Consider the following 18,771-nt stretch of genomic DNA (forward strand, 5'->3'; position numbering starts at 1 on the left):
TTTAATCTTTTAAATTATTTCCCAATCAATGTATCAAGTCTGGCTTTATCAAAACCTACAATTTCTTCAGTCCCTACAACTATTACAGGAACTCCTGAATAACCCTTTTCCATTAATTCACTTCTTGCCTGTGCATCGTTTTGAACATTTTTTTCTTCAAATTCAATTCCTTTTTCTTTTAAATAATCCTTTGCCATTGTGCAATACGGACATGTATTTGAAGTATAAACTGTAATCTTTTCCATTTTTTAATTCCCCCTTAATCTCTTTGAATTATACCCTTATCTTTATTTATTAATCAACCTAATCTATGTTTTGCGTGTACCAATCCATCTTTAAATATACACTGTATATGTTCATCATCTAATGAATATATAGCATTTCTTGCAACTCTCTCAACCCTTATTATATTATGGCTCCTCAAAACTGCAAGTTGATGAGATATCGAAGATTGGCTCATCTGAAGCACGTTTGAAATTTGAGTAACATTCATTGGTCCTTTTGACAGTGCATAAAGTATTTTTATTCGAGTTGGATCCCCCATAGATTTAAAGATAATTGAAATTTTATCAATTAATTCAGTATGTTCTGAAAATTCTCTAATCTCTTGTTCTATACTCATTTTATCACCTCAAATTTTGGGAAAATTTATAGTTAAAACTATAAATTCTTCCGGTGTCAAAGTTTCTGCTCTTCTCTTAGAATCTATATTAGATATTTTTAAAACATTTTCTATTATGTCTTTACATATATCAAATCCATAAGTAGATAAAGAATTTATGATAGTTTTTCTTCTCTTTGAAAAAGATGCCTTGACAATTTTAAATAGTTTTTCTCTATCTACAACTGCCAAATCATCTTTTAATTTAAATCTAACTACGCCAGAATCAACTCTTGGTCTTGGCATAAACACTGTACTTGGTACGTCAAATTCATATTTTACATCAGAATAAAATTGCACAAAAACTGATAGAGAACCATAGTCTTTTGTTGAAGGCTTTGCTGAAAATCTTCTTGCAACTTCTTTCTGTACCATTACTGTTATAGATTCAGCTCTTGTCTGCTCTATAATTCTTGTCAAAATAGGAGTTGTGACATAGTAAGGTAAATTTGAAACAACTACAAAACTTTCACCTTCGAACTCTTCTTCTAATATTTTTAAATCCAATTTTAAAAAATCGTCATAGATAACTTTTACATTATCTAATTTCAAAGTTTCTTCATGAACCGGAATTAGCTTTTTATCTATTTCTATAGCCAAAACTTTTTTAGCTCTCATTGCCAATTCTTCTGTAAGAGTTCCAAGTCCAGGTCCTATTTCGAGTACATTCTTCCCCTCAACTTCAGCTACGTCCACAATTTTTCTGACAATATTTCCATCTATCAAAAAATTTTGGCCTAAAGATTTAGAAAATTTAAACCCATATCTATCTAATATTTCTACCACTCTATGTGGTTTATAAAGTCTTTCCATTTAAACCTACTTTTTCAGTATTTCTTCTGCTGATTTTATGGCGTTTTCAAATTCTTCTATGGTTATTTTAAAACCATTGAGTTTATTGACCATTTGTTTTGCATTACCGTGTCCTATTTTTAAAACATCTCCAACAATTTCTCTCTTGCTTTTTGAATCAGTTCTTCCAGTCAACCCATATCTCATCAACATAGCCTCATTAAATAAATTCGTCTTTTCTTCAAAATCAGGACGTGCATTCATTATCGCTGTTCTTATATCTTCAGCTTTGGCATTTTCAATTCCTATATCATCTCTCTTGGTGGCTTTCGACTGTGATAAAAATGCGTGTTTTACACCTTTAACCTGTGAAGATATGTCATTTCTTATCTTCTTTCCCATATAGTCAGGGTCTGTGAAAACTATTAGTCCCCTCTTCTTTTGAATATCCTTTAATTGATTTATGAGCCTTCTGCCGTATCCAAATCCATGAGTTTGAATTACATCGCATTCCAATGCACCTTTTACAGCTGTGATATCATCTCTGCCTTCTACAACTATCACTTCTTTAATCATTGTAAAACCTCTTTGCATTTTCAGCAGTTATATCTATAATTTCTTGAACCTTCATTCCTCTTATCTTAGCTATTTCTTTTGCAGTATGTTTTATAAACATCGGCTCGTTCCTCTTGCCTCTCATAGGTGTTGGTGCAAGATAAGGCGAGTCAGTTTCTAAGACCAACATTTCCAAAGGCACTTCTTTTGCAACTTCTTTAGGGTGGACAGAATTTTTAAAAGTTACAGCTCCCCCAAGTGCTATATAGCAACCCAACTTTATATATTCTCTCATCATCTCAACAGACTGTGTAAAACAATGTATTAAAAATTTTAAATCGGGATGCTCTTCCTTAGCTGCTTTTATAATATCAAAAGTTTCTTGCACTGCATCTCTTGTGTGAATTACTATCGGCAAGTTCAACTTATGAGCCAGTTCAATCTGTCTTATAAACACTTCTCTTTGAGTATCTCTAGGTGAATAGTCATAGTAATAATCTAATCCTATTTCACCTATTGCCTTTACATTTTCATTTTTGGCAAGTTCTATTAGCTTATTTTCTACTTCGTCATTATATTCATCAGCAGAATGAGGATGCACCCCAATAACTGCTCTCAAATTTTCGTATATTGATGCGAGTTCAACAGAGACTATTGAAGATTCTAAATCTGCCCCTATGTTATAAACTCTTTCAACTCCATTTTCTTCAAGATTTGAAATTACGATATCTCTATCGTAATCAAATCTTTCACTGTCTAAGTGTGCATGAGAATCTATAATTCCCATTAACAAATCACGCTCCCGTCCGGTAAATCTTCGTGTATAGTAGCTAAAGATATATTTCCTTTTTCATCTTCAGCCGCTAAAATCATACCTTCTGAAAAAACTCCTCTGAAATTATGTGGCTTTAAGTTAGTTATAACAAGTATTTTCTTTCCAGTTAGATATTCCTTACTGAATTTACTCTTTATATTTGAAACTACAACTCTTCTTTCTTCGCCTAATTTTAAATTCAAAAGATAAAGTCTATCTGCATTTGGATGGTCTTCTACTGATTCTATTAAAGCTACTTTGATTTCTAATTTATCAAAGTCATCAAGAGTGATTTCCGACTTTCCTGCTACTTCTTCAGCTTCTCCAGCCCAAGCTTTCTTCTCTGCCGCTCTTTGGTCTATCAACTCTTGGTTTGCTGTGTTAAGTCTTTCAAGTTCTTTTTCAACATCAAGTCTTGGGAAAAGAACTCCTAAATTCTTAACTTTTTCACCTGCAACGCAAAGTCCCCAAGTCTTAGCATCTTCCCATGAAATCTCATCTTTAATTTTAAGCGATTTTCTGATTGAGATTGAAGTTTTTGAAAGAAATGGTGAAATCAATACTGACACAACTCTTAGCGATTCTGCTAAATTGTAAAGTACTGTATCAAGTCTCTTTCTCTTGTCTTCATCTTTTGCCAATATCCATGGTGTTGTTTCATCTACATATTTATTTGAACGTCTTATAAGGTTCCAAATTTCTTCAAGCGCAACTGAGAATTGGAAGTGTGCCATAGCTTCGTCTACTTTATCAGCAGTTCCTGTTGCTACTTTTTTCAAGTCTTCGTCAACTTTTTCAAATTCTATAGCTTCTGGTATATATCCATCATTGTACTTTTCAATCATTGATATTGTACGAGATACTAAGTTGCCAAGGTCATTTGCAAGGTCTGAATTTAATCTTCTTATGAATTTTTCTCTATTAAATGAACCGTCTGCTCCAAAGCTAAATTCTCTAAGCAAGAAATATTTAAGAGCATCTATTCCATATAAGTCTATAATTGGTTCCGGATAGATTATATTCCCCTTAGATTTGCTCATCTTATCGTTGTCGAATAATATCCATCCATGACCAAAAACTTTTTTAGGAAGTGGTAAATCCAATGCCATTAAAATTGCCGGCCAAATTATAGTGTGGAATCTCGTAATTTCTTTACCTACCAAGTGTACATCTGCCGGCCAGAAAGAATTGAATTTTTCATCATCTGCTCCATATCCTATTGCAGATAAGTAGCAAGAAAGTGCATCTATCCAAACATACACAACGTGCTTTTCATCAAATGGAACTTTAACTCCCCAATCAAAAGTTGACCTTGAAACTGATAAATCTTCTAAATTTTCTAAGAAGTTTTTTATCATCTCATTCTTTCTCGATTCAGGTTCAATGAAATCAGGGTGATCTTCATAATATTTTAAAAGTCGATCTCTATATTTTGACAATCTAAAGAAATATGATTCTTCTTTTTGAACATTTGTAGGTCTACCACAGTCAGGGCAAGTGTGCCCTTCTCCTAATTGAGATTCTGTCCAAAATGACTCACATGGTGTACAGTAATATCCTTCATATTCAGACTTGTAGATTTCTCCCTTATCATATAGTTCTTTAAATATCTTTTGTACGTTCTTTTCGTGTTGTTCATCCGTCGATCTTATAAATGAATCATATTCTATCTCTAATTTTTCCCAAAGAGCTTTTATAGATACAATTATATTGTCCACATATTCTTTAGGCTCAAGTCCGACTTCTCTAGCCTTTTCTTCAATTTTTTGTCCGTGCTCATCAGTGCCTGTTGTAAAGAACACATCATATCCTTGTAATTTTTTATATCTCTTTATGCTGTCTGCCGCCACTGTACAATAAGTATGCCCTATGTGTAGATTATCTGAAGGATAGTATATTGGCGTTGTTAAATAATATTTTCCCTTTTCCATTTTTGTCCCCCTGTTCCAAAAAACAAGACTTTTTCTGTCTTTTATAATATATAAATTATATGCTAAAGCACTTATATTTTCAACTTTTGAGCATTTTAAGAGGGAGCATGTGCTCCCTCTTATATGTCTCCTTTTACGACCAAAACTGAAACTTTTGAACTATTTATTACTTTATTTGAAACTGAGCCTAGCACAGTTCTTGAAAAAGCACCTAATCCTCTGTTCCCCATTACTATTAAATCTATATCGTGTTCTTCTGCAAACTTTGTAATTTGTTGTGCGGGATTCCCACTTGTGTAAAAAGTTTCAATTTTCTTAGGATAGTCAGAAAGTTCATTTTCAACATCTGATAAAACTAACTCTGCTCTTTCTGTGTTAGCTCTTTCTATTTCTAAAGTATATGGGAAATTTGTAGGGTATTGTTCAAATATGCTTGTCTCCGGAATTACTGTAAGTACAACCAGATCTGCATCATACTTCTTACCTATATCTTTTGCTACATAAACTGATTTTTTAGATATTTTTGAACCGTCTATAGGCACTAAAATCTTCATTGTGATTCCCCCTTTTTATTATTAGATTTACCCCATTAGCAGAAAATAAAACCCAACATCTAAATCTTAAACTTTGCCATTTAAAACATCATTTAAGTCTTTTCAAATCTCTAAAAATTCTAACATACTCTTTATAGCTGCCTCCTTCATAGTCAACTTCAATTACTACTCCTTCTTTTTCATACTCAAATCCAACATTTTCTATATAATTTACATTCACTCCATCTATTATTTTTTTTTCCATTTTCCCAGAATAATACACTCTTCCTTCATATTGATTCAATAATCTTTGGAAAATTCTAACCGGTTTCCCATCCAACTTATAAAAAGAATATAAATAATTCGATTTCCCATTTTCATCCATTTCAGACATAATATGTTTATATTCTTTACCTAACACCACCGGCTCAAAATTTAATTCTTCTTTAATCTCAGCTATATTTTCTTTTCTCTGTAATTGAATATTACTTTCAATTAAATTAAATTCATGTCTTTTTATTTTTTGCTTATTTATTAAAACTTTTATTTTTTCTATATTACCTCCAGTATGCTTCATTATTTTAACTAAACTCTTTCCCGTATGAGTAAATGGCATTAAAAATAATATCACCGTTACAGCGGAAATATACTTGAATATTTCTGTTTTCTTCTTTAACTTTTTCTTTCTGATAAGTTTCTTAACTCTTTTCTTTGTTTCTTCTGACGGTTTATACATTCCAATAATTTCTGTGATAATTTCTAAGTCTTTTTGGTCAAATTCATCTATAATATCATAATCTATTTCTTTATCCAGTCTGCTACTGTCATTCTCCATAATATTCCTCCAGTCTCTTTCTAATTTTCTTAATAGCTCTGTGTAATATAACAGTTACATTTGAATATCCTATATCCATTAATTCTGAAATCTCTTTATTGCCAAGTCCAGCCCCAAACTTCATTGAAATAATTTCCTGTTCTTTATCTGATAGACTTCGAACTGCCTTCTCTAAATATTCATACTCTTCTTGCTTTTCTATATTTTCCTCAACATGCTTTTCAAACTTAATAAAATTTGCAAAATCATATATGGAACATGTTTCTTTAACATTAGATTTTCTGTAATAATCAGTTATCATATTTCTAGTTATCCTAAACACCCAAGTATCCAAAGTCCCTTTAGTTGAATCATAACTATTTAACTTTTCACTTAGCCGCATAAACACTTCTGCTGACAAATCTTCCGCATCCTCTTTATGTAAGATGCGATGAGAAACAAATTTATAAATTCTATCAAAATATATTTCATATAATTGTTCAGAATCTATACTTTTAAAACTTTCTGAATCCGTCATTCATTTCCTCCTTATTAGCTTATAATAATGAATACGTAATAAATTGAAAAATATTACAAAAAAAAGTGCCACTTATATGGCACTAAATTTCTATATATCTAAAACCATGACCTTGAATGTCCGAGGTATCACTAACCGCAACAAATGCTCCTTTATCTATTTTATTTATTATAGATTTAACTTTTACTACTTCAACCGGAGTACATATCATATATATTATCTTAAATTTATTATGACTATATGCTCCTTCTCCATAAATATATGTCATCCCTCTATTCATATTACTATAAATGCTATTTACAATTTTTTCATCATGCTCACTTATTATAAATACTTGCTTTTGCTTTCCAACCCCTAAATGAATTTTATCCATCACTCTATAGGCAATAAATAGTGCAACAAGTGTATACAGTGCTCTATCTAAAGAATATATAAAAGATGATGACATTATTATAAAAAAGTTTAACCCCATCAATACATTCCCAACAGAAATGTTGTACTTCTTTTTCATTATTGCACCAATTATATCAAGTCCACCCGTTGAGCATCCATTTCTAAATGTAATTCCCATTCCAATTCCATTTAGAACTCCGCCAAATATACAAGACAATAAGACATCTTTAGTAACTATAAATCCAGATTCTGTAATAGAGTCTAAAAATCCTACATAAAAAGATAGCAAAAATATTGATATAGTTGAGAAAAACATAAATTTTGTATCCAAATATATTAGCCCAAGTATCATAGGAGGTAAATTTAATAAGAACAAAATCAAACCTATCGGAATTGGTAAATACAAATCTAAAAGAGCTGATAATCCCGTAACGCCTCCCGATATTAGTTGATTAGGTCTCAACAACAAAACCAAAGCCATTGCGCAAAATAAATTTCCTATTAAAATTGCCAAAAGTTTTTTTATAAATACTTCTTTTGTGATATTAAATTTCAAACTTATCCCTCCTACTTTGATTATAGGATTAAGAGCCTAAATAGTAAACCTTATTTATTACATATTGTAATTATCTCTTTACTAACTCTTAAATATCATCAAAGTTTTAGATTTTAATTCTGTGGTATAATACAAATAAGATAAATAAGGAGGTATTCTATGAAAAAACTAAGCTTATTACTTATTGCACTCATTCTACTCAGTGCCTGTGCAAAGAACGAAACAAAAAATAACTCTAAAGACACAACAGCATCCGAAAATAAAACTACTCAGGAAACTGATAAAAAAGTAAATACTGAAGAAGAAGTTCTATATTCATACACAGGACAAAATGAAAACTTTGAGGCAAGAGCTGTCGTAACCCCTGTAACAGAAGAATATTTAAAATCTTTGGCTGATGAGCACGCAGGTACAAACTCTGACGAACTTCAAAAAATCATGGAACAAAATCCTGTATATAAAGTGAATGTATATCTTACATACACCGGAGATTCATTAGGAGAACTCCCAGATATGACTGATGTTGCATTTAAAGTTTCTCTTCCTGATGTATTTGAAGCTTCTACAAGTAAATTGCCTAAAGAAACTCTAGTTAAAATTCTAACCGGTAAGGAAGCTATTTCAAAAGATAAGCTAATACCTGAATCAGTTTCTTCTAACATCAATGAATCATCTGTTATAAAAATAAACGCTCAATCTAAGACAATGCCGGAATTTAATTTTGACATAGACTTAAAAGCAAATTAAATTATATTCAAGGCTCTGTTTTATTTTTTTTAAATGTAAAACAGAGCCTTTTTAGGAGGTATGTATGAAAAAAATACTAATTGTTTTAATGCTATTGCTATCTTTGACAGCTTGTGCTGAAAAAAAAGATAATAAAGAAACAGTAGCTGCACTTAGAAAATCTCCCGAATATTTATCATATTCCGAGTCAAATATTAGAAATGACTATGAACCTTATTATACATTCGAGGGAGAAAATGAAAATTTTAAAGCTGTGTACACAATAAAGCCCATTGACCAAAGTATAATCGAGCAATATTCTGAAAAGTTCCCTACTAACGAAAAGCTCACAGCTAAGTCTTTACAAATTGACTGTTATTTAACTTATAAGGGTGATTTGGCTGAAAGTGATTTAGATTTACCTTCGTATTCTGAAATAGATTTATCAAATAATTTTTCTACCTGTGGTACTTATTTAATGCCTCCTCGTCTTGTAAGTATCTTAGATGGAAAATCCGACCTTGTTTCTTATTATCAAATTATTTCAGATTTTGATTTTGAAAAAGGAACATCTGAGCTAATCGAATCAAACAATACAGTAAAACTTACTTCAAAAACTAAGTCAGATTCAAATAAAGATTTTAATTTTGAACTAACTTTAAACAGAGTAGATAAAAAATAGCCTATTTAAAAAGCGTACCAGAAAAATTTCTGATACGCTTTCTTTAACAAAACTTATTTCTATTTGGGTCGTCTTTATTCTCCATATCCCAGAAACAATCTATTTTCAAATCACTTTCTTTGGCAATTTCTAATATTTTGTCCCTTTCAGCAACCTCATCATACAAAATACAAACTCCACAACAATGGTCCGCCTCTCTTGGTGTCGGTGCAACTGTAGATTTAATTTGTGCTTCTTGCATTTTTTGATATAGTGTCATTGCCTCTTTAGAATTTGGCATTAATACATAGTGTCTTATTTTTTTCATTTAATCCTCAATTAGCTGAGCATTTCTATAAAAGCTCCTATTCTTGTCTTTAGTTGTTCAGCATCTTCATCTGTATAATCTGTTTCAATTCCTATGCAAGGAATTCCGGCTTCTTGCATAGCTTTTTCTACAAAGTATCCTTCTGTATCGTAGATATTACAGAATTTTAAATTTAAATCGATTACACCATCTACGTTGTATTCTTTCGCCAATCTGATTATATCATCGATTCTTTCTCTATTAGGAGTGAAGCAAGCACAATTTATATGTCCAAGATATCTATCAGCTAAATTTTTGACCATTGTGTCCTTACTTCCTTTTGTTTCATCAACTAATGCTTCAGAATATCTAACTCCTGTACACATTTCTTCACATACAACAGCACCACCGGATGTCTCAATAATTTGATGTATCTTCCAATTTGGAATTGATAAAGGCGTACCAGTCAATAAAATTCTCTTAGTTCCCTTTTCATAAACAGAAACATTATCTTTCTTTCTCTCATCTAATTCATCACATAGAGTATTTAACATTTGTGCAAATCTCTTAGGGTCATCATAAAACGCTATTTGATGAATAAGTAGTGCATCTCTACCGCTGATTGGAACATTTTCAAGTTTTCTGAATTCGTTTAATCTTTGAAGTGCCCTTCTCTTATTATTTGCAGTTAGAATTGCATCATACAGTGTATCTTCTGTGATTTTATTTCCTGTCAATTCTTCCAATACTTCCATATAGTTTCTAATTTCATTTTCCCATTTTACAAAATCTTGTTCTCTCTTCATTTGAGGTATGTCCATTATATGCATTGGTGCATCCTCGGATAAAATTTCCCACGCTTTCTTCTTTCCATCACAAGTTGTTTCGCCTACGAACAAATCACAAATACTAAAAAACGGACAAGTTCTATCAAACCTTGCTCCTAAAGAAGCTTTTATCAATGGACAAGTCGCCGTTGGCAAAACTTTTTCTCCCCCCGGAACCCAAAACTGCGAACCACTGCAAAGACCAGTGGCTATTGCGCCTGCAGCCAAGACAACTTCATCAGGAACATGTATACAAAAACTTCCTACAACTTTTCCACCATTCTTTTGAAATTCAACTAACTCTGCTGGACGAATCCCATGTATGTCTGCAACAACCATATTGAAATAATCCATCTTTTGCGGTCTTTTTTCTTGACTTAAATATACATCTCCAAAAGCTTGAGGCAATGCTTCACACAATAAATCATGAGTTTCAACATCCATCCCAAGTTCTTCCCACATTTTTTTATTATCTGCCATTATTAACTCCTCTTAATAATTAAATTTAATTTTTCCCATAAAACAACCCTTACACGTAAATATCGGATTATCTATATCTCTCTTAATTCCATATCGTATAGTATTTAAATCACTATCGATTGCTCTATAAATTCCACCTGGACATACTGCTGTCACTGTGATTCTATCACAGTCATACAAATCTAACTTTTCAACTGTTTCTTCTAAAAATTTTCTTCTCTCTTTTATGTCTATCAAGTATCTTGAAAAGAATTCTACTTCAAATATTTCTCTACCCGATAAATTACTTATATGTAATTTATTCAAAGCTAAGTCCATTTTCTTAAACTCTTCAATTGCAATCTCATGCAGTTCTTTTGAATACTCTCTTTTGTAAACTTCCTCTAAAATCAACTTCAATTCATCTTCATTTCTGTACACACAAATTGGTTTTTCAGTTTCACCCTGCAAACTCTCTATAAAATGGTCACAAAAATCTTCGACTACGTACATTTTGGCTGAAAATAACAATGGACATTTTTCAGTCTTTAAATAAATAATCGTACTCTTTACCAAATCGCAACCATCATACTCTCCAAAAGAGAATATATGTGAGTCCAAGCCCTCCATAGGCACTGTGTGTAAACCATAAGCATAAATCAAAGGCTCATTTACATTTCCAAAAATTCCAACAATACTATCTTCCAAAGATTTATTCATTATACAATCTACAAATGCCTGCCGTCTCAGCTCCGGCAAATCTTCATACGTTTTTAATTTTCGCTTTCTCCAAACACTCATGCCAATAACGCCGCTCCTATAGCTCCCGCAAATCTCGCGTCTTTATGTGAATTCACTTCTGCTCCGAGCCTCTTTGATAACTCATTTATGACATAATCACTTTCACAAAATCCTCCTGTCAGAAAATATGAATCGCTCTTTTGTTTTTTATTTACAAGAGCAACTACCTTCGCACATATCGAATTAACAACACCTGCTGCAATATCTTCTTTAGAAGTACCCTTCCCCATTAGAGAAATAATTTCTGATTCTGCAAAAACCGTGCAAGTTGATGATATCTTAGCCTTTTTTCCATTCTCCGCAAGCTCAAACATCTCATTCAAATTAAGCCCTAACCTATTTGCCATAACTTCCAAAAACTTTCCAGTTCCAGCAGAGCATTTATCATTCATTATAAAATCCATAACTTGTCCATTTTTTAGGACTATTATCTTTGTATCTTGCCCACCTATATCTATGACAGTTGTATCACCATTATGTAAATAACTAGTTCCTTTCCCATGGCATGTTATTTCAGTTATAGTTCTATCAGCATATGGTACACTGACTCTACCATATCCTGTTGCAACTATCTTTAAACAACTTTTTCTATACCCTAATTCCTCAATCCATTTTTTTATTTCTTCTCCTGTTTCCTTACTATTCCAACCACTTGGCATAATTTTTTTATTCAATATAGTACTCTTTTTTTCATCAAAAATGACTACTTTACTTGCTGTAGAGCCTATATCTATTCCTACATAATTCAAAACATACCTCAATTTAATAAATTTTTAACTGTAAAACGTATTCATTGATATTAAACTCTTATTTCTTATTATAAAGCATATCTTTTTTAAATCTTTTTGTCAATTACTTATACAATATAAAAGCCATCATCAAATGACAATGGCCTTCTAAATTTATTCTATACCTATTACAGTATATCCTTCTTCTTCAATTGTTTCTTTTAATTTTGCATCAATGTTTTCTTCAACTTCAACTACTGCATTTTTTTCTTCAAGATTAACAGAAAAACTTTTTACTTCTTCGATTCCACTTAGTGCTTTTTCAACAGCTGCTTTACAGTGTCCACACATCATACCTTCAATTATAATTTTTCTTTCCATTTTATTCTCCTCTCTTCCACTTAGGTGTAAAAAATTTCAACCTTAGTGCATTACTCACTACCGAAACTGAACTAAAACTCATTGCTGCCGCCCCTATCATTGGACTTAATAGTATTCCAAATTTATTATAAAGTAAACCTGCCGCAATTGGAATTCCTATAGCATTATAGATAAATGCCCAAAATAGATTTTGTTTTATATTTCTGATAACAGCTTTGCTAAGTCCTATTGCAGACGGCACGTCCAACAAATTACTTCTCATTAAAACTACATCGGCCGACTCTATTGCAACTTCTGTACCGGCACCAATTGCCATTCCAACATCTGCCCTTGCCAAAGCCGGAGCGTCATTTATTCCATCTCCAACCATTACAACTTTTCCATCTTTCTGAAACTCTCTTACAGCTTTTTCTTTATCTTCCGGCAAAACTTCTGCAACAAAATCACTTAACCCAACTTGCTCAGCAATTGCCTTTGCAGTTCTCTTGTTGTCTCCGGTTATCATAACAGTTGCTATTCCCATCTCTCTTAAATGGGATAGTGCCTCTTTTGAACTTTCTTTTATTGTATCTGCAACAGCTATTATTCCCAATATTTTATTTTCTTCTAAAAAATACATTGGTGTCTTGCCTTCATTTGCAAATTTTTCTTCTTCATAAGCAACTTTCGCTACATCAATTCCAAGCTCTTGCATAAGTTTTGCATTCCCTGCATATATTTTAACACCCTTACACATCGCCGACATTCCTCTGCCTGGAATTAATTCGTATTCATCAGCTTTAAAAATTTCAATATTTTTCTCTCTTGCATTGTTTACAATTGCTTCTGCCAATGGATGTGATGAAAGACTTTCTATCGAAGCTGCAATTGATATAAGTTTTTCTTCGCTATCTTCATAAGCTATTACATCAGTTACTTTCGGTTTACCTTCTGTTATAGTGCCCGTTTTATCAAACACCACAGTTTTTACCGAATGCAAAATTTCAAGAGCCTCTGCAGATTTTATTAAAATTCCATTTTCAGCACCTTTGCCAGTTCCCACCATAATTGCCGTAGGAGTTGCTAACCCAAGAGCACATGGGCAAGATATTACCAAAACTGATATACCTATCCCCAATGCAAATTCAAAATCTCCAGTTAAAATAGTCCAAACTATCATTGATAGCAACGAAATTAACATTACTATCGGCACAAATATACCACTTATTTTATCTGCCAACTTTGCTATTGGAGCTTTAGATGACGTAGCATCTTCCACAAGTTTTATTATTTTTGCCAAAGCTGTGTCATCTCCTACACGCTTGGCCTCTAATTTAAAAAATCCCGTAGTATTTAAAGTTCCTGAAGTTACAGTATCTCCAACAGATTTCATAACCGGAATGCTCTCTCCAGTTATCGCCGATTCATCAACGCTTCCATATCCTTCAACAACAACTCCGTCAACCGGAATGGCATCTCCAACTTTTATAATTACTATATCTCCAATGACTATATCTTCAACTGCAACTTCTCCTTCAACGCCATTTCTATTTATCAAAGCTGTCTTAGGCATCAAATTTACCAATTTCTTTATCGCATCAGATGTTTTATCCTTTGCTCTTGCTTCAAAAAACTTGCCAAGTGTGATTAGAGTAAGTATCATCCCAGCCGACTCAAAATACAAATGCATCATAAAGTGATGTGCTGTTATCATATCTCCAACACCCAATGCAATTCCTATTTTATAAATTGAATAAATTCCATATGCTATTGCAGCTCCTGACCCCATCGCAATCAACGAATCCATATTTGGAGAAAGCCTATACATATTTTTAAACCCATTTATAAAATATTTTCTATTTATAAAAACAATTGGTATCACCATCAAAAATTGAGTAAATGCAAATGTGATAGAATTTTCAACTCCAGTTAAAATTTTTGGAATAGGCATTCCCCACATTTCTCCCATTGCTATATAAAAAAGAGGAATTGTAAAAAATAATGATACTAACAATCTTCTTTTCATCTCTTTTAATTCATTATTTTCTTTGAGCTCTGATTTTTCTACTTTAGCATTTCCTTTTACAGTTGCTCCAAATCCCGTATCTTCTACAACTTTTATTATATCTTTATCAGTTATATTATCTTTATAATCTACCAACATAGAATTTGTCAAAAGATTAACACTTACTTTTTCCACTCCATCCATTTTTGAAATTTTCTTTTCTAATCTAGTAGAACAAGCTGCACAACTCATGCCAGTAACATCAAAACTTTGTTTCATCTCTACCACCCTTGACACATATTATTTTTAAATTTATTATATATCTACAGTTTCTTATTAACAAGAATATACATTTTTGTATTATACTATCTAAAAATATACTAAGGAGCAAATTATGAAATCTAAAGACGACATGACAGTAGACTGCCCTGTTTATACAACAATCTCTTTAATTGGCGGAAAATATAAAGCGCTGATATTATGGCACTTAACCGGAAAAACTCTGCGTTATTCTGAATTAAAAACTTTAATAGAACAAGCAACGCCTAAAATGCTCACTCAACAGCTTAGGGAACTTGAAGATAATATGCTCATTCACAGAGAAGTATATCCGGTTGTTCCGCCTAAAGTTGAATACTCTCTCACAGAGCTTGGTGAAAGCTTACTTCCAATTTTAAATGCAATGTATAATTGGGGAAGTGATTTTATGAAATCTAAGGGAAAGCACCCTTGTTGTAACATGAAAAAAATAGATGATTATATTTATAAGTCATTATAAAAAATCGTAGAGCAATTAACTCTACGACTTTTTTATTTTATTTACATTATTGATTGAGCTGCTGTAATTATAGCTAAAGAGTAAACTTCATCTTCATTACATCCTCTTGATAAATCATTTACCGGTGCATTTAGACCTTGTAGAATTGGTCCTACCGCTTCAAATCCACCAAATCTTTGGATTAATTTATATCCAATATTTCCTGCTTCAAGTGAAGGGAAAATAAATACATTTGCATGTCCCGCAACTTCTGACCTTGGCGCTTTTTTAGCTGCAACTTCAGGTACGAATGCTGCATCAAATTGAAGATCCCCATCTACTACAAGCTCAGGGTCCATTTCTTTCGCAAGTACGGTTGCGTTTGCAACTTTGTCCACAAGTTCATGTGAAGCTGAACCCAATGTTGAGAATGAAAGCATAGCAACCTTAGGATCCATTCCAAAAGCTTTAGCTGTTCTTCCTGTTATAACTGCAACTTCAGCTAGTGATTCTGCATCGTGTTCAATGTTTATTGCACAGTCTGCAGCTATATACATCTCTTCTCCTTTTAATAATATGAATGCTCCTGAAGTTCTCTTAAATCCTTCTTGAGTCTTTATTATTTGAAGAGCAGGTTTTACTGTTTCACCTGTAGTGTGCACAGCCCCTGATACAAGTCCATCTGCTTTTTTTGTATATACAAGCATTGTTCCAAAATAGTTAACGTCTTTTAATAAATTTGTCGCTCTGACATCATCAAGTTTTCCTTTACGTCTTTCAAGAAGAGCTTCTTTAAGTTCATCTATTTCTGCATATTCAGCTGGATCTATAAAGTTTAATTCATCTAAATTAACATTTAATTTCTTAGCTGTAGCTTCAACTTCTTGTCTATCCCCAAGAACTATTGGATTTAATATTTTTTCATCTTTTAGTCTTTTAACTGCTCCAAGAATTCTCTCATCTTCGCCTTCCGGAAAAACTATTGTAGGGCATTTTTCGCTTACTTTAATTTTTAGTTGATCAATTAAATACATATTAATCCTCCCTTTTTATTCATTACTACTATACCACATCTGTAGTATATTTGCATTTTTTCTCGTGTTTTCCTTAAATGTAAATCTTTGAAAGTATCATATTTTTTAAGATTTCTAACATTTAGCAAACTAAATTGATTTATTTTTAATTTCAAGTTATCATTATAAAAAGAATACCCTTTCCCAATATTAAATATCAAATTTAATATTAAAAAAATAAAGGTGAATTATATGAAAAAATATACAACATTAGTTGCCTTATCTCTTTTGCTAGTAGGCGCTGGAAATAAAGCACAATACTCTGATATAGAAAACCACTGGGCAAAAAATTATATAGAAAAAATGTCTGATTCTAAACTGCTATTGGGCTACACAGATGGTAGTTTTAAACCAAATAATTATATTTTAAACGTTGAAACCTATACAATAATAAATAGAATTTTTAAATTTGACAACTACACTACTGATAAAATAAATTCTAATTTAGATTCACACAAAGATAAATGGTACTATAATGAACTATTAGCTGCCGAGTCAGGTAACTATATAAATTTCAATAGAAACTTTAATGTAGAGCCAATTACTCGCTTAGAAGTGTGCAAAATATTGAGCACTTTATATAATTTAAAATCTGAAAATAAAAATTATTTTACGGACTTGGATAAACTTCAGTACAAAGAAATAGAAGCTATAAACTCTCTTGCAAAAGATGGTATAATAAATGGCTTTGGAGATAACACATTCCGACCAAAAGAAAAAATAACTCGTGCAGAATTATCTAAAATTTTAACTTTATCAATCGAAAGATACGGTACTGAACTTAGGAAATTTGACCCCTCTAAATATGAATCTCTGTTGAAAAAATTAGAAAATCTTTCTAAAGTAGATGCCAGTAGATTGAGTTCGACAGATATTCAAAAACTAAATTATATAATTGAGCAAACTTCAAAAGAAAGTTATATTTCAAATAGTGATTTTGAAACTTGGAATACATTTTTAGATAACATTTTAAGCGGTTTCAATTCTAATAATGTAAATAATCCAAATGCCAACTCGAGCAAAAATATAAATTTAAATATTAAGGTTTCAGATTCCATGGGAAACCCTATATCTGCAAGCATTAAAATTAATAATAAGCCTTTTACAGGAGCTCGTTTAAGCCCTGGTAAATATCTTATTAAAGTAGAATCTCCCGGTAAAAAAAGTTATGAATCATTCCTTGAGATAAATTTGGACCAAACTTTGGAAATAACATTAGAAGACGCTAAACAATCCTTTTTAAAACTGACTTTAAATTCTACATACCTAAGCAGTCCTGCCGGTTATGAATTTAAATCCGGTGCAAGAGTTAGCGTAAAAATTGATGTTCCAACTGGCATGGAAGTTGATTCGCTAATTGTAAATGGTGTAAAAAAAGGTGTCCTAAGTGATAAATTTACATTTATCATCAAAGAGGACACTCAAATAGATGTATCGTTTAAACCTGAAGAGAACCGTTAAGGGTCTCTTCTTTTTTTCTTTTTAAATCATCAATTAAAATTGCTTATCACATAAAGCAATATATATTCCTTTTCATCATTCAAATTACTTTCAATTGCTGCAACTTTAAATTTTTCATTCAATCTTTCAATAAAATATGAACCATTTAATTCATCTAATCCAACGTAAATTTTAAAAATAACTCCTTCATTAAAATTTATATAATCTACTATAAAATCAATAAATTCTTCAGAATTAAAATTACTTTTATATTCTTTTAATTTTAGGTTTGTATCATATACATAGTATAAATTATCGCATCTATGCTTTTTTGCTGTTGAATTTTTAAAATACAATTCATAAATTGTTTCGTCTATTTCTCTATCCAGTACCTTCTTACTAAATTTTTCAACAAAGTTATCATAGGGTTGCATTTGCAAAACAAATTTACTTTTATCTTTTTCTTTATATTCCTCTAATTCAACACACCTAAAGATTTTACACATTATTTCTTCGATTTTTGAATTTCTTTTTTCTAACCCAAGCGAAAGAACAGCATGATTAGTTAAATAATTTGCCATTAAAAATTGAATTTTTATACTTGCCAACAATTCATCTATAATTTTCATTTCTGAATAATTATATTCTTTAATATTGTTCAAATCGTAACTTTTTAATTCAGTCATTTTAAGATTTGAATTAAAATCCTTCAATTTTATTCTTCCTAAAAATTCTGCATACTCTACTTTTCTAAACATAAACTTTTATCCTATACGCTTTACTAAGATTAAACTTTAACCCTGAAAAAATCAGTAATATTCTCTTTTTAAATCATCAATCAGATATTTTGTCACAACTAATGTGCATATAAATAAAATCACATCTGCTTCTTTTAAAATATTTTTAATGTTTAACATATATACTTAAAACTTAACAACTCATAAATTTTATAAATTATTTTACAATTTTATATCTGAAAAATAAATTTATATATGTATGTAAATACTGTAAGATGTATAAAATAATTATCAACTAAATTG

Annotated in this window: 22 protein-coding genes; 4 read left to right on the forward strand and 18 right to left on the reverse strand. The window is 31.4% G+C overall.

All coding sequences use genetic code 11. The features are described from left to right. Positions 1-14: 14 nt before the first annotated feature. The 10 genes from DYE58_RS02025 to DYE58_RS02070 all read right to left on the reverse strand — a co-directional run bounded on the left by DYE58_RS02025 (position 15) and on the right by DYE58_RS02070 (position 7,587). The gene (locus DYE58_RS02025) at positions 15-245 is read right to left on the reverse strand and encodes a glutaredoxin family protein (protein ID WP_040552788.1); all 231 of its coding nucleotides are present in this window, start codon (positions 243-245) and stop codon (positions 15-17) included. A gap of 53 nt (positions 246-298) precedes the next feature. Next, positions 299-622 (reverse strand): ArsR/SmtB family transcription factor, encoded by a 324-nt coding sequence (locus DYE58_RS02030; protein WP_004821966.1) that lies wholly within the window; start codon positions 620-622, stop codon positions 299-301. Positions 623-631: 9 nt separating this feature from the next. Next, on the reverse strand, positions 632-1,474 hold the full coding sequence (rsmA, locus tag DYE58_RS02035; RefSeq protein ID WP_004821965.1) for a 16S rRNA (adenine(1518)-N(6)/adenine(1519)-N(6))-dimethyltransferase RsmA: 843 nt from the start codon (positions 1,472-1,474) through the stop codon (positions 632-634). Positions 1,475-1,480: 6 nt separating this feature from the next. Further along, positions 1,481-2,029, reverse strand: a complete 549-nt coding sequence (gene rnmV, locus DYE58_RS02040; RefSeq protein ID WP_040552785.1) for a ribonuclease M5 — start codon at positions 2,027-2,029, stop codon at positions 1,481-1,483. Next, positions 2,022-2,789 carry a TatD family hydrolase gene (locus DYE58_RS02045; RefSeq protein WP_040552828.1) on the reverse strand — a complete coding sequence of 256 codons (768 nt, stop codon included), beginning with the start codon at positions 2,787-2,789 and terminating at the stop codon, positions 2,022-2,024. The genes rnmV and DYE58_RS02045 overlap by 8 nt, the downstream gene beginning before the upstream one ends. Before the next feature lie 5 nt (positions 2,790-2,794). After that, on the reverse strand, positions 2,795-4,753 hold the full coding sequence (gene metG, locus DYE58_RS02050) for a methionine--tRNA ligase (protein ID WP_004821959.1): 1,959 nt from the start codon (positions 4,751-4,753) through the stop codon (positions 2,795-2,797). A 119-nt stretch (positions 4,754-4,872) separates the two neighbouring features. Beyond that, a complete protein-coding gene (locus DYE58_RS02055; protein WP_004821956.1) occupies positions 4,873-5,307 on the reverse strand; it encodes a universal stress protein in 435 nt (144 codons plus the stop codon). A gap of 88 nt (positions 5,308-5,395) precedes the next feature. Next, on the reverse strand, positions 5,396-6,121 hold the full coding sequence (locus DYE58_RS02060) for a hypothetical protein (protein ID WP_004821954.1): 726 nt from the start codon (positions 6,119-6,121) through the stop codon (positions 5,396-5,398). After that, entirely contained in the window at positions 6,111-6,638 is a 528-nt protein-coding gene (locus tag DYE58_RS02065) for an RNA polymerase sigma factor (protein WP_004821953.1), read from the reverse strand. The genes DYE58_RS02060 and DYE58_RS02065 overlap by 11 nt, the downstream gene beginning before the upstream one ends. Before the next feature lie 82 nt (positions 6,639-6,720). After that, complete coding sequence (locus DYE58_RS02070) at positions 6,721-7,587, reverse strand: YitT family protein (protein WP_245946034.1); 867 nt, start codon at positions 7,585-7,587, stop codon at positions 6,721-6,723. 159 nt (positions 7,588-7,746) lie between these two features. On the opposite strand from DYE58_RS02070, the gene DYE58_RS02075 reads away from it, so the two are divergent. Both DYE58_RS02075 and DYE58_RS02080 read left to right on the forward strand, forming a co-directional pair. After that, a complete protein-coding gene (locus tag DYE58_RS02075) occupies positions 7,747-8,334 on the forward strand; it encodes a hypothetical protein (protein WP_004821949.1) in 588 nt (195 codons plus the stop codon). Positions 8,335-8,398: 64 nt separating this feature from the next. Further along, positions 8,399-8,995 (forward strand): hypothetical protein, encoded by a 597-nt coding sequence (locus DYE58_RS02080; protein ID WP_004821947.1) that lies wholly within the window; start codon positions 8,399-8,401, stop codon positions 8,993-8,995. A 43-nt stretch (positions 8,996-9,038) separates the two neighbouring features. Here DYE58_RS02080 and DYE58_RS02085 read toward each other — a convergent pair whose 3' ends face one another. The 6 genes from DYE58_RS02085 to DYE58_RS02110 form a co-directional block, all read right to left on the reverse strand. After that, a complete protein-coding gene (locus DYE58_RS02085; protein WP_004821945.1) occupies positions 9,039-9,302 on the reverse strand; it encodes a putative Se/S carrier protein in 264 nt (87 codons plus the stop codon). A gap of 11 nt (positions 9,303-9,313) precedes the next feature. After that, on the reverse strand, positions 9,314-10,588 hold the full coding sequence (locus DYE58_RS02090; protein WP_004821943.1) for a double-cubane-cluster-containing anaerobic reductase: 1,275 nt from the start codon (positions 10,586-10,588) through the stop codon (positions 9,314-9,316). Between the two features lie 12 nt (positions 10,589-10,600). Further along, positions 10,601-11,368: a 2-hydroxyacyl-CoA dehydratase family protein gene (locus DYE58_RS02095; RefSeq protein ID WP_004821940.1), complete on the reverse strand. Its 768-nt coding sequence runs from the start codon at positions 11,366-11,368 to the stop codon at positions 10,601-10,603. After that, positions 11,365-12,117 carry an acyl-CoA dehydratase activase gene (locus DYE58_RS02100; protein WP_040552778.1) on the reverse strand — a complete coding sequence of 251 codons (753 nt, stop codon included), beginning with the start codon at positions 12,115-12,117 and terminating at the stop codon, positions 11,365-11,367. The genes DYE58_RS02095 and DYE58_RS02100 overlap by 4 nt, the downstream gene beginning before the upstream one ends. Before the next feature lie 153 nt (positions 12,118-12,270). After that, entirely contained in the window at positions 12,271-12,477 is a 207-nt protein-coding gene (locus DYE58_RS11270; protein ID WP_004821936.1) for a heavy-metal-associated domain-containing protein, read from the reverse strand. Position 12,478: 1 nt separating this feature from the next. After that, positions 12,479-14,740: a heavy metal translocating P-type ATPase gene (locus tag DYE58_RS02110; RefSeq protein ID WP_115311975.1), complete on the reverse strand. Its 2,262-nt coding sequence runs from the start codon at positions 14,738-14,740 to the stop codon at positions 12,479-12,481. 115 nt (positions 14,741-14,855) lie between these two features. On the opposite strand from DYE58_RS02110, the gene DYE58_RS02115 reads away from it, so the two are divergent. Further along, the gene (locus DYE58_RS02115; protein WP_004821931.1) at positions 14,856-15,239 is read left to right on the forward strand and encodes a winged helix-turn-helix transcriptional regulator; all 384 of its coding nucleotides are present in this window, start codon (positions 14,856-14,858) and stop codon (positions 15,237-15,239) included. Positions 15,240-15,280: 41 nt separating this feature from the next. On the opposite strand, the gene pta is transcribed toward DYE58_RS02115, so the two are convergent. Continuing rightward, the gene (gene pta / locus DYE58_RS02120) at positions 15,281-16,252 is read right to left on the reverse strand and encodes a phosphate acetyltransferase (protein ID WP_004821929.1); all 972 of its coding nucleotides are present in this window, start codon (positions 16,250-16,252) and stop codon (positions 15,281-15,283) included. A gap of 231 nt (positions 16,253-16,483) precedes the next feature. On the opposite strand from pta, the gene DYE58_RS02125 reads away from it, so the two are divergent. After that, on the forward strand, positions 16,484-17,752 hold the full coding sequence (locus DYE58_RS02125; protein WP_115311976.1) for an S-layer homology domain-containing protein: 1,269 nt from the start codon (positions 16,484-16,486) through the stop codon (positions 17,750-17,752). A gap of 29 nt (positions 17,753-17,781) precedes the next feature. Here the strand turns inward: DYE58_RS02125 and DYE58_RS02130 are convergent, their stop codons facing one another. After that, complete coding sequence (locus DYE58_RS02130) at positions 17,782-18,489, reverse strand: hypothetical protein (protein ID WP_115311977.1); 708 nt, start codon at positions 18,487-18,489, stop codon at positions 17,782-17,784. Positions 18,490-18,771 lie beyond the last annotated feature (282 nt).

Origin of the sequence: Peptoniphilus indolicus (genome assembly GCF_900454665.1) — a bacterium.
Classification (GTDB): domain Bacteria; phylum Bacillota; class Clostridia; order Tissierellales; family Peptoniphilaceae; genus Peptoniphilus; species Peptoniphilus indolicus.

Coding starts and splice junctions, on each gene's coding strand:
- DYE58_RS02025 (WP_040552788.1), bottom strand. CDS start 245: ATGGAAAAGATTACAGTTTATACTTCAAATACATGTCCGTATTGCACA.
- DYE58_RS02030 (WP_004821966.1), bottom strand. CDS start 622: ATGAGTATAGAACAAGAGATTAGAGAATTTTCAGAACATACTGAATTA.
- rsmA (WP_004821965.1), bottom strand. CDS start 1,474: ATGGAAAGACTTTATAAACCACATAGAGTGGTAGAAATATTAGATAGA.
- rnmV (WP_040552785.1), bottom strand. CDS start 2,029: ATGATTAAAGAAGTGATAGTTGTAGAAGGCAGAGATGATATCACAGCT.
- metG (WP_004821959.1), bottom strand. CDS start 4,753: ATGGAAAAGGGAAAATATTATTTAACAACGCCAATATACTATCCTTCA.
- DYE58_RS02055 (WP_004821956.1), bottom strand. CDS start 5,307: ATGAAGATTTTAGTGCCTATAGACGGTTCAAAAATATCTAAAAAATCA.
- DYE58_RS02060 (WP_004821954.1), bottom strand. CDS start 6,121: ATGGAGAATGACAGTAGCAGACTGGATAAAGAAATAGATTATGATATT.
- DYE58_RS02065 (WP_004821953.1), bottom strand. CDS start 6,638: ATGACGGATTCAGAAAGTTTTAAAAGTATAGATTCTGAACAATTATAT.
- DYE58_RS02075 (WP_004821949.1), top strand. CDS start 7,747: ATGAAAAAACTAAGCTTATTACTTATTGCACTCATTCTACTCAGTGCC.
- DYE58_RS02080 (WP_004821947.1), top strand. CDS start 8,399: ATGAAAAAAATACTAATTGTTTTAATGCTATTGCTATCTTTGACAGCT.
- DYE58_RS02085 (WP_004821945.1), bottom strand. CDS start 9,302: ATGAAAAAAATAAGACACTATGTATTAATGCCAAATTCTAAAGAGGCA.
- DYE58_RS02090 (WP_004821943.1), bottom strand. CDS start 10,588: ATGGCAGATAATAAAAAAATGTGGGAAGAACTTGGGATGGATGTTGAA.
- DYE58_RS02095 (WP_004821940.1), bottom strand. CDS start 11,368: ATGAGTGTTTGGAGAAAGCGAAAATTAAAAACGTATGAAGATTTGCCG.
- DYE58_RS11270 (WP_004821936.1), bottom strand. CDS start 12,477: ATGGAAAGAAAAATTATAATTGAAGGTATGATGTGTGGACACTGTAAA.
- DYE58_RS02110 (WP_115311975.1), bottom strand. CDS start 14,740: ATGAAACAAAGTTTTGATGTTACTGGCATGAGTTGTGCAGCTTGTTCT.
- DYE58_RS02115 (WP_004821931.1), top strand. CDS start 14,856: ATGAAATCTAAAGACGACATGACAGTAGACTGCCCTGTTTATACAACA.
- pta (WP_004821929.1), bottom strand. CDS start 16,252: ATGTATTTAATTGATCAACTAAAAATTAAAGTAAGCGAAAAATGCCCT.
- DYE58_RS02125 (WP_115311976.1), top strand. CDS start 16,484: ATGAAAAAATATACAACATTAGTTGCCTTATCTCTTTTGCTAGTAGGC.
- DYE58_RS02130 (WP_115311977.1), bottom strand. CDS start 18,489: ATGTTTAGAAAAGTAGAGTATGCAGAATTTTTAGGAAGAATAAAATTG.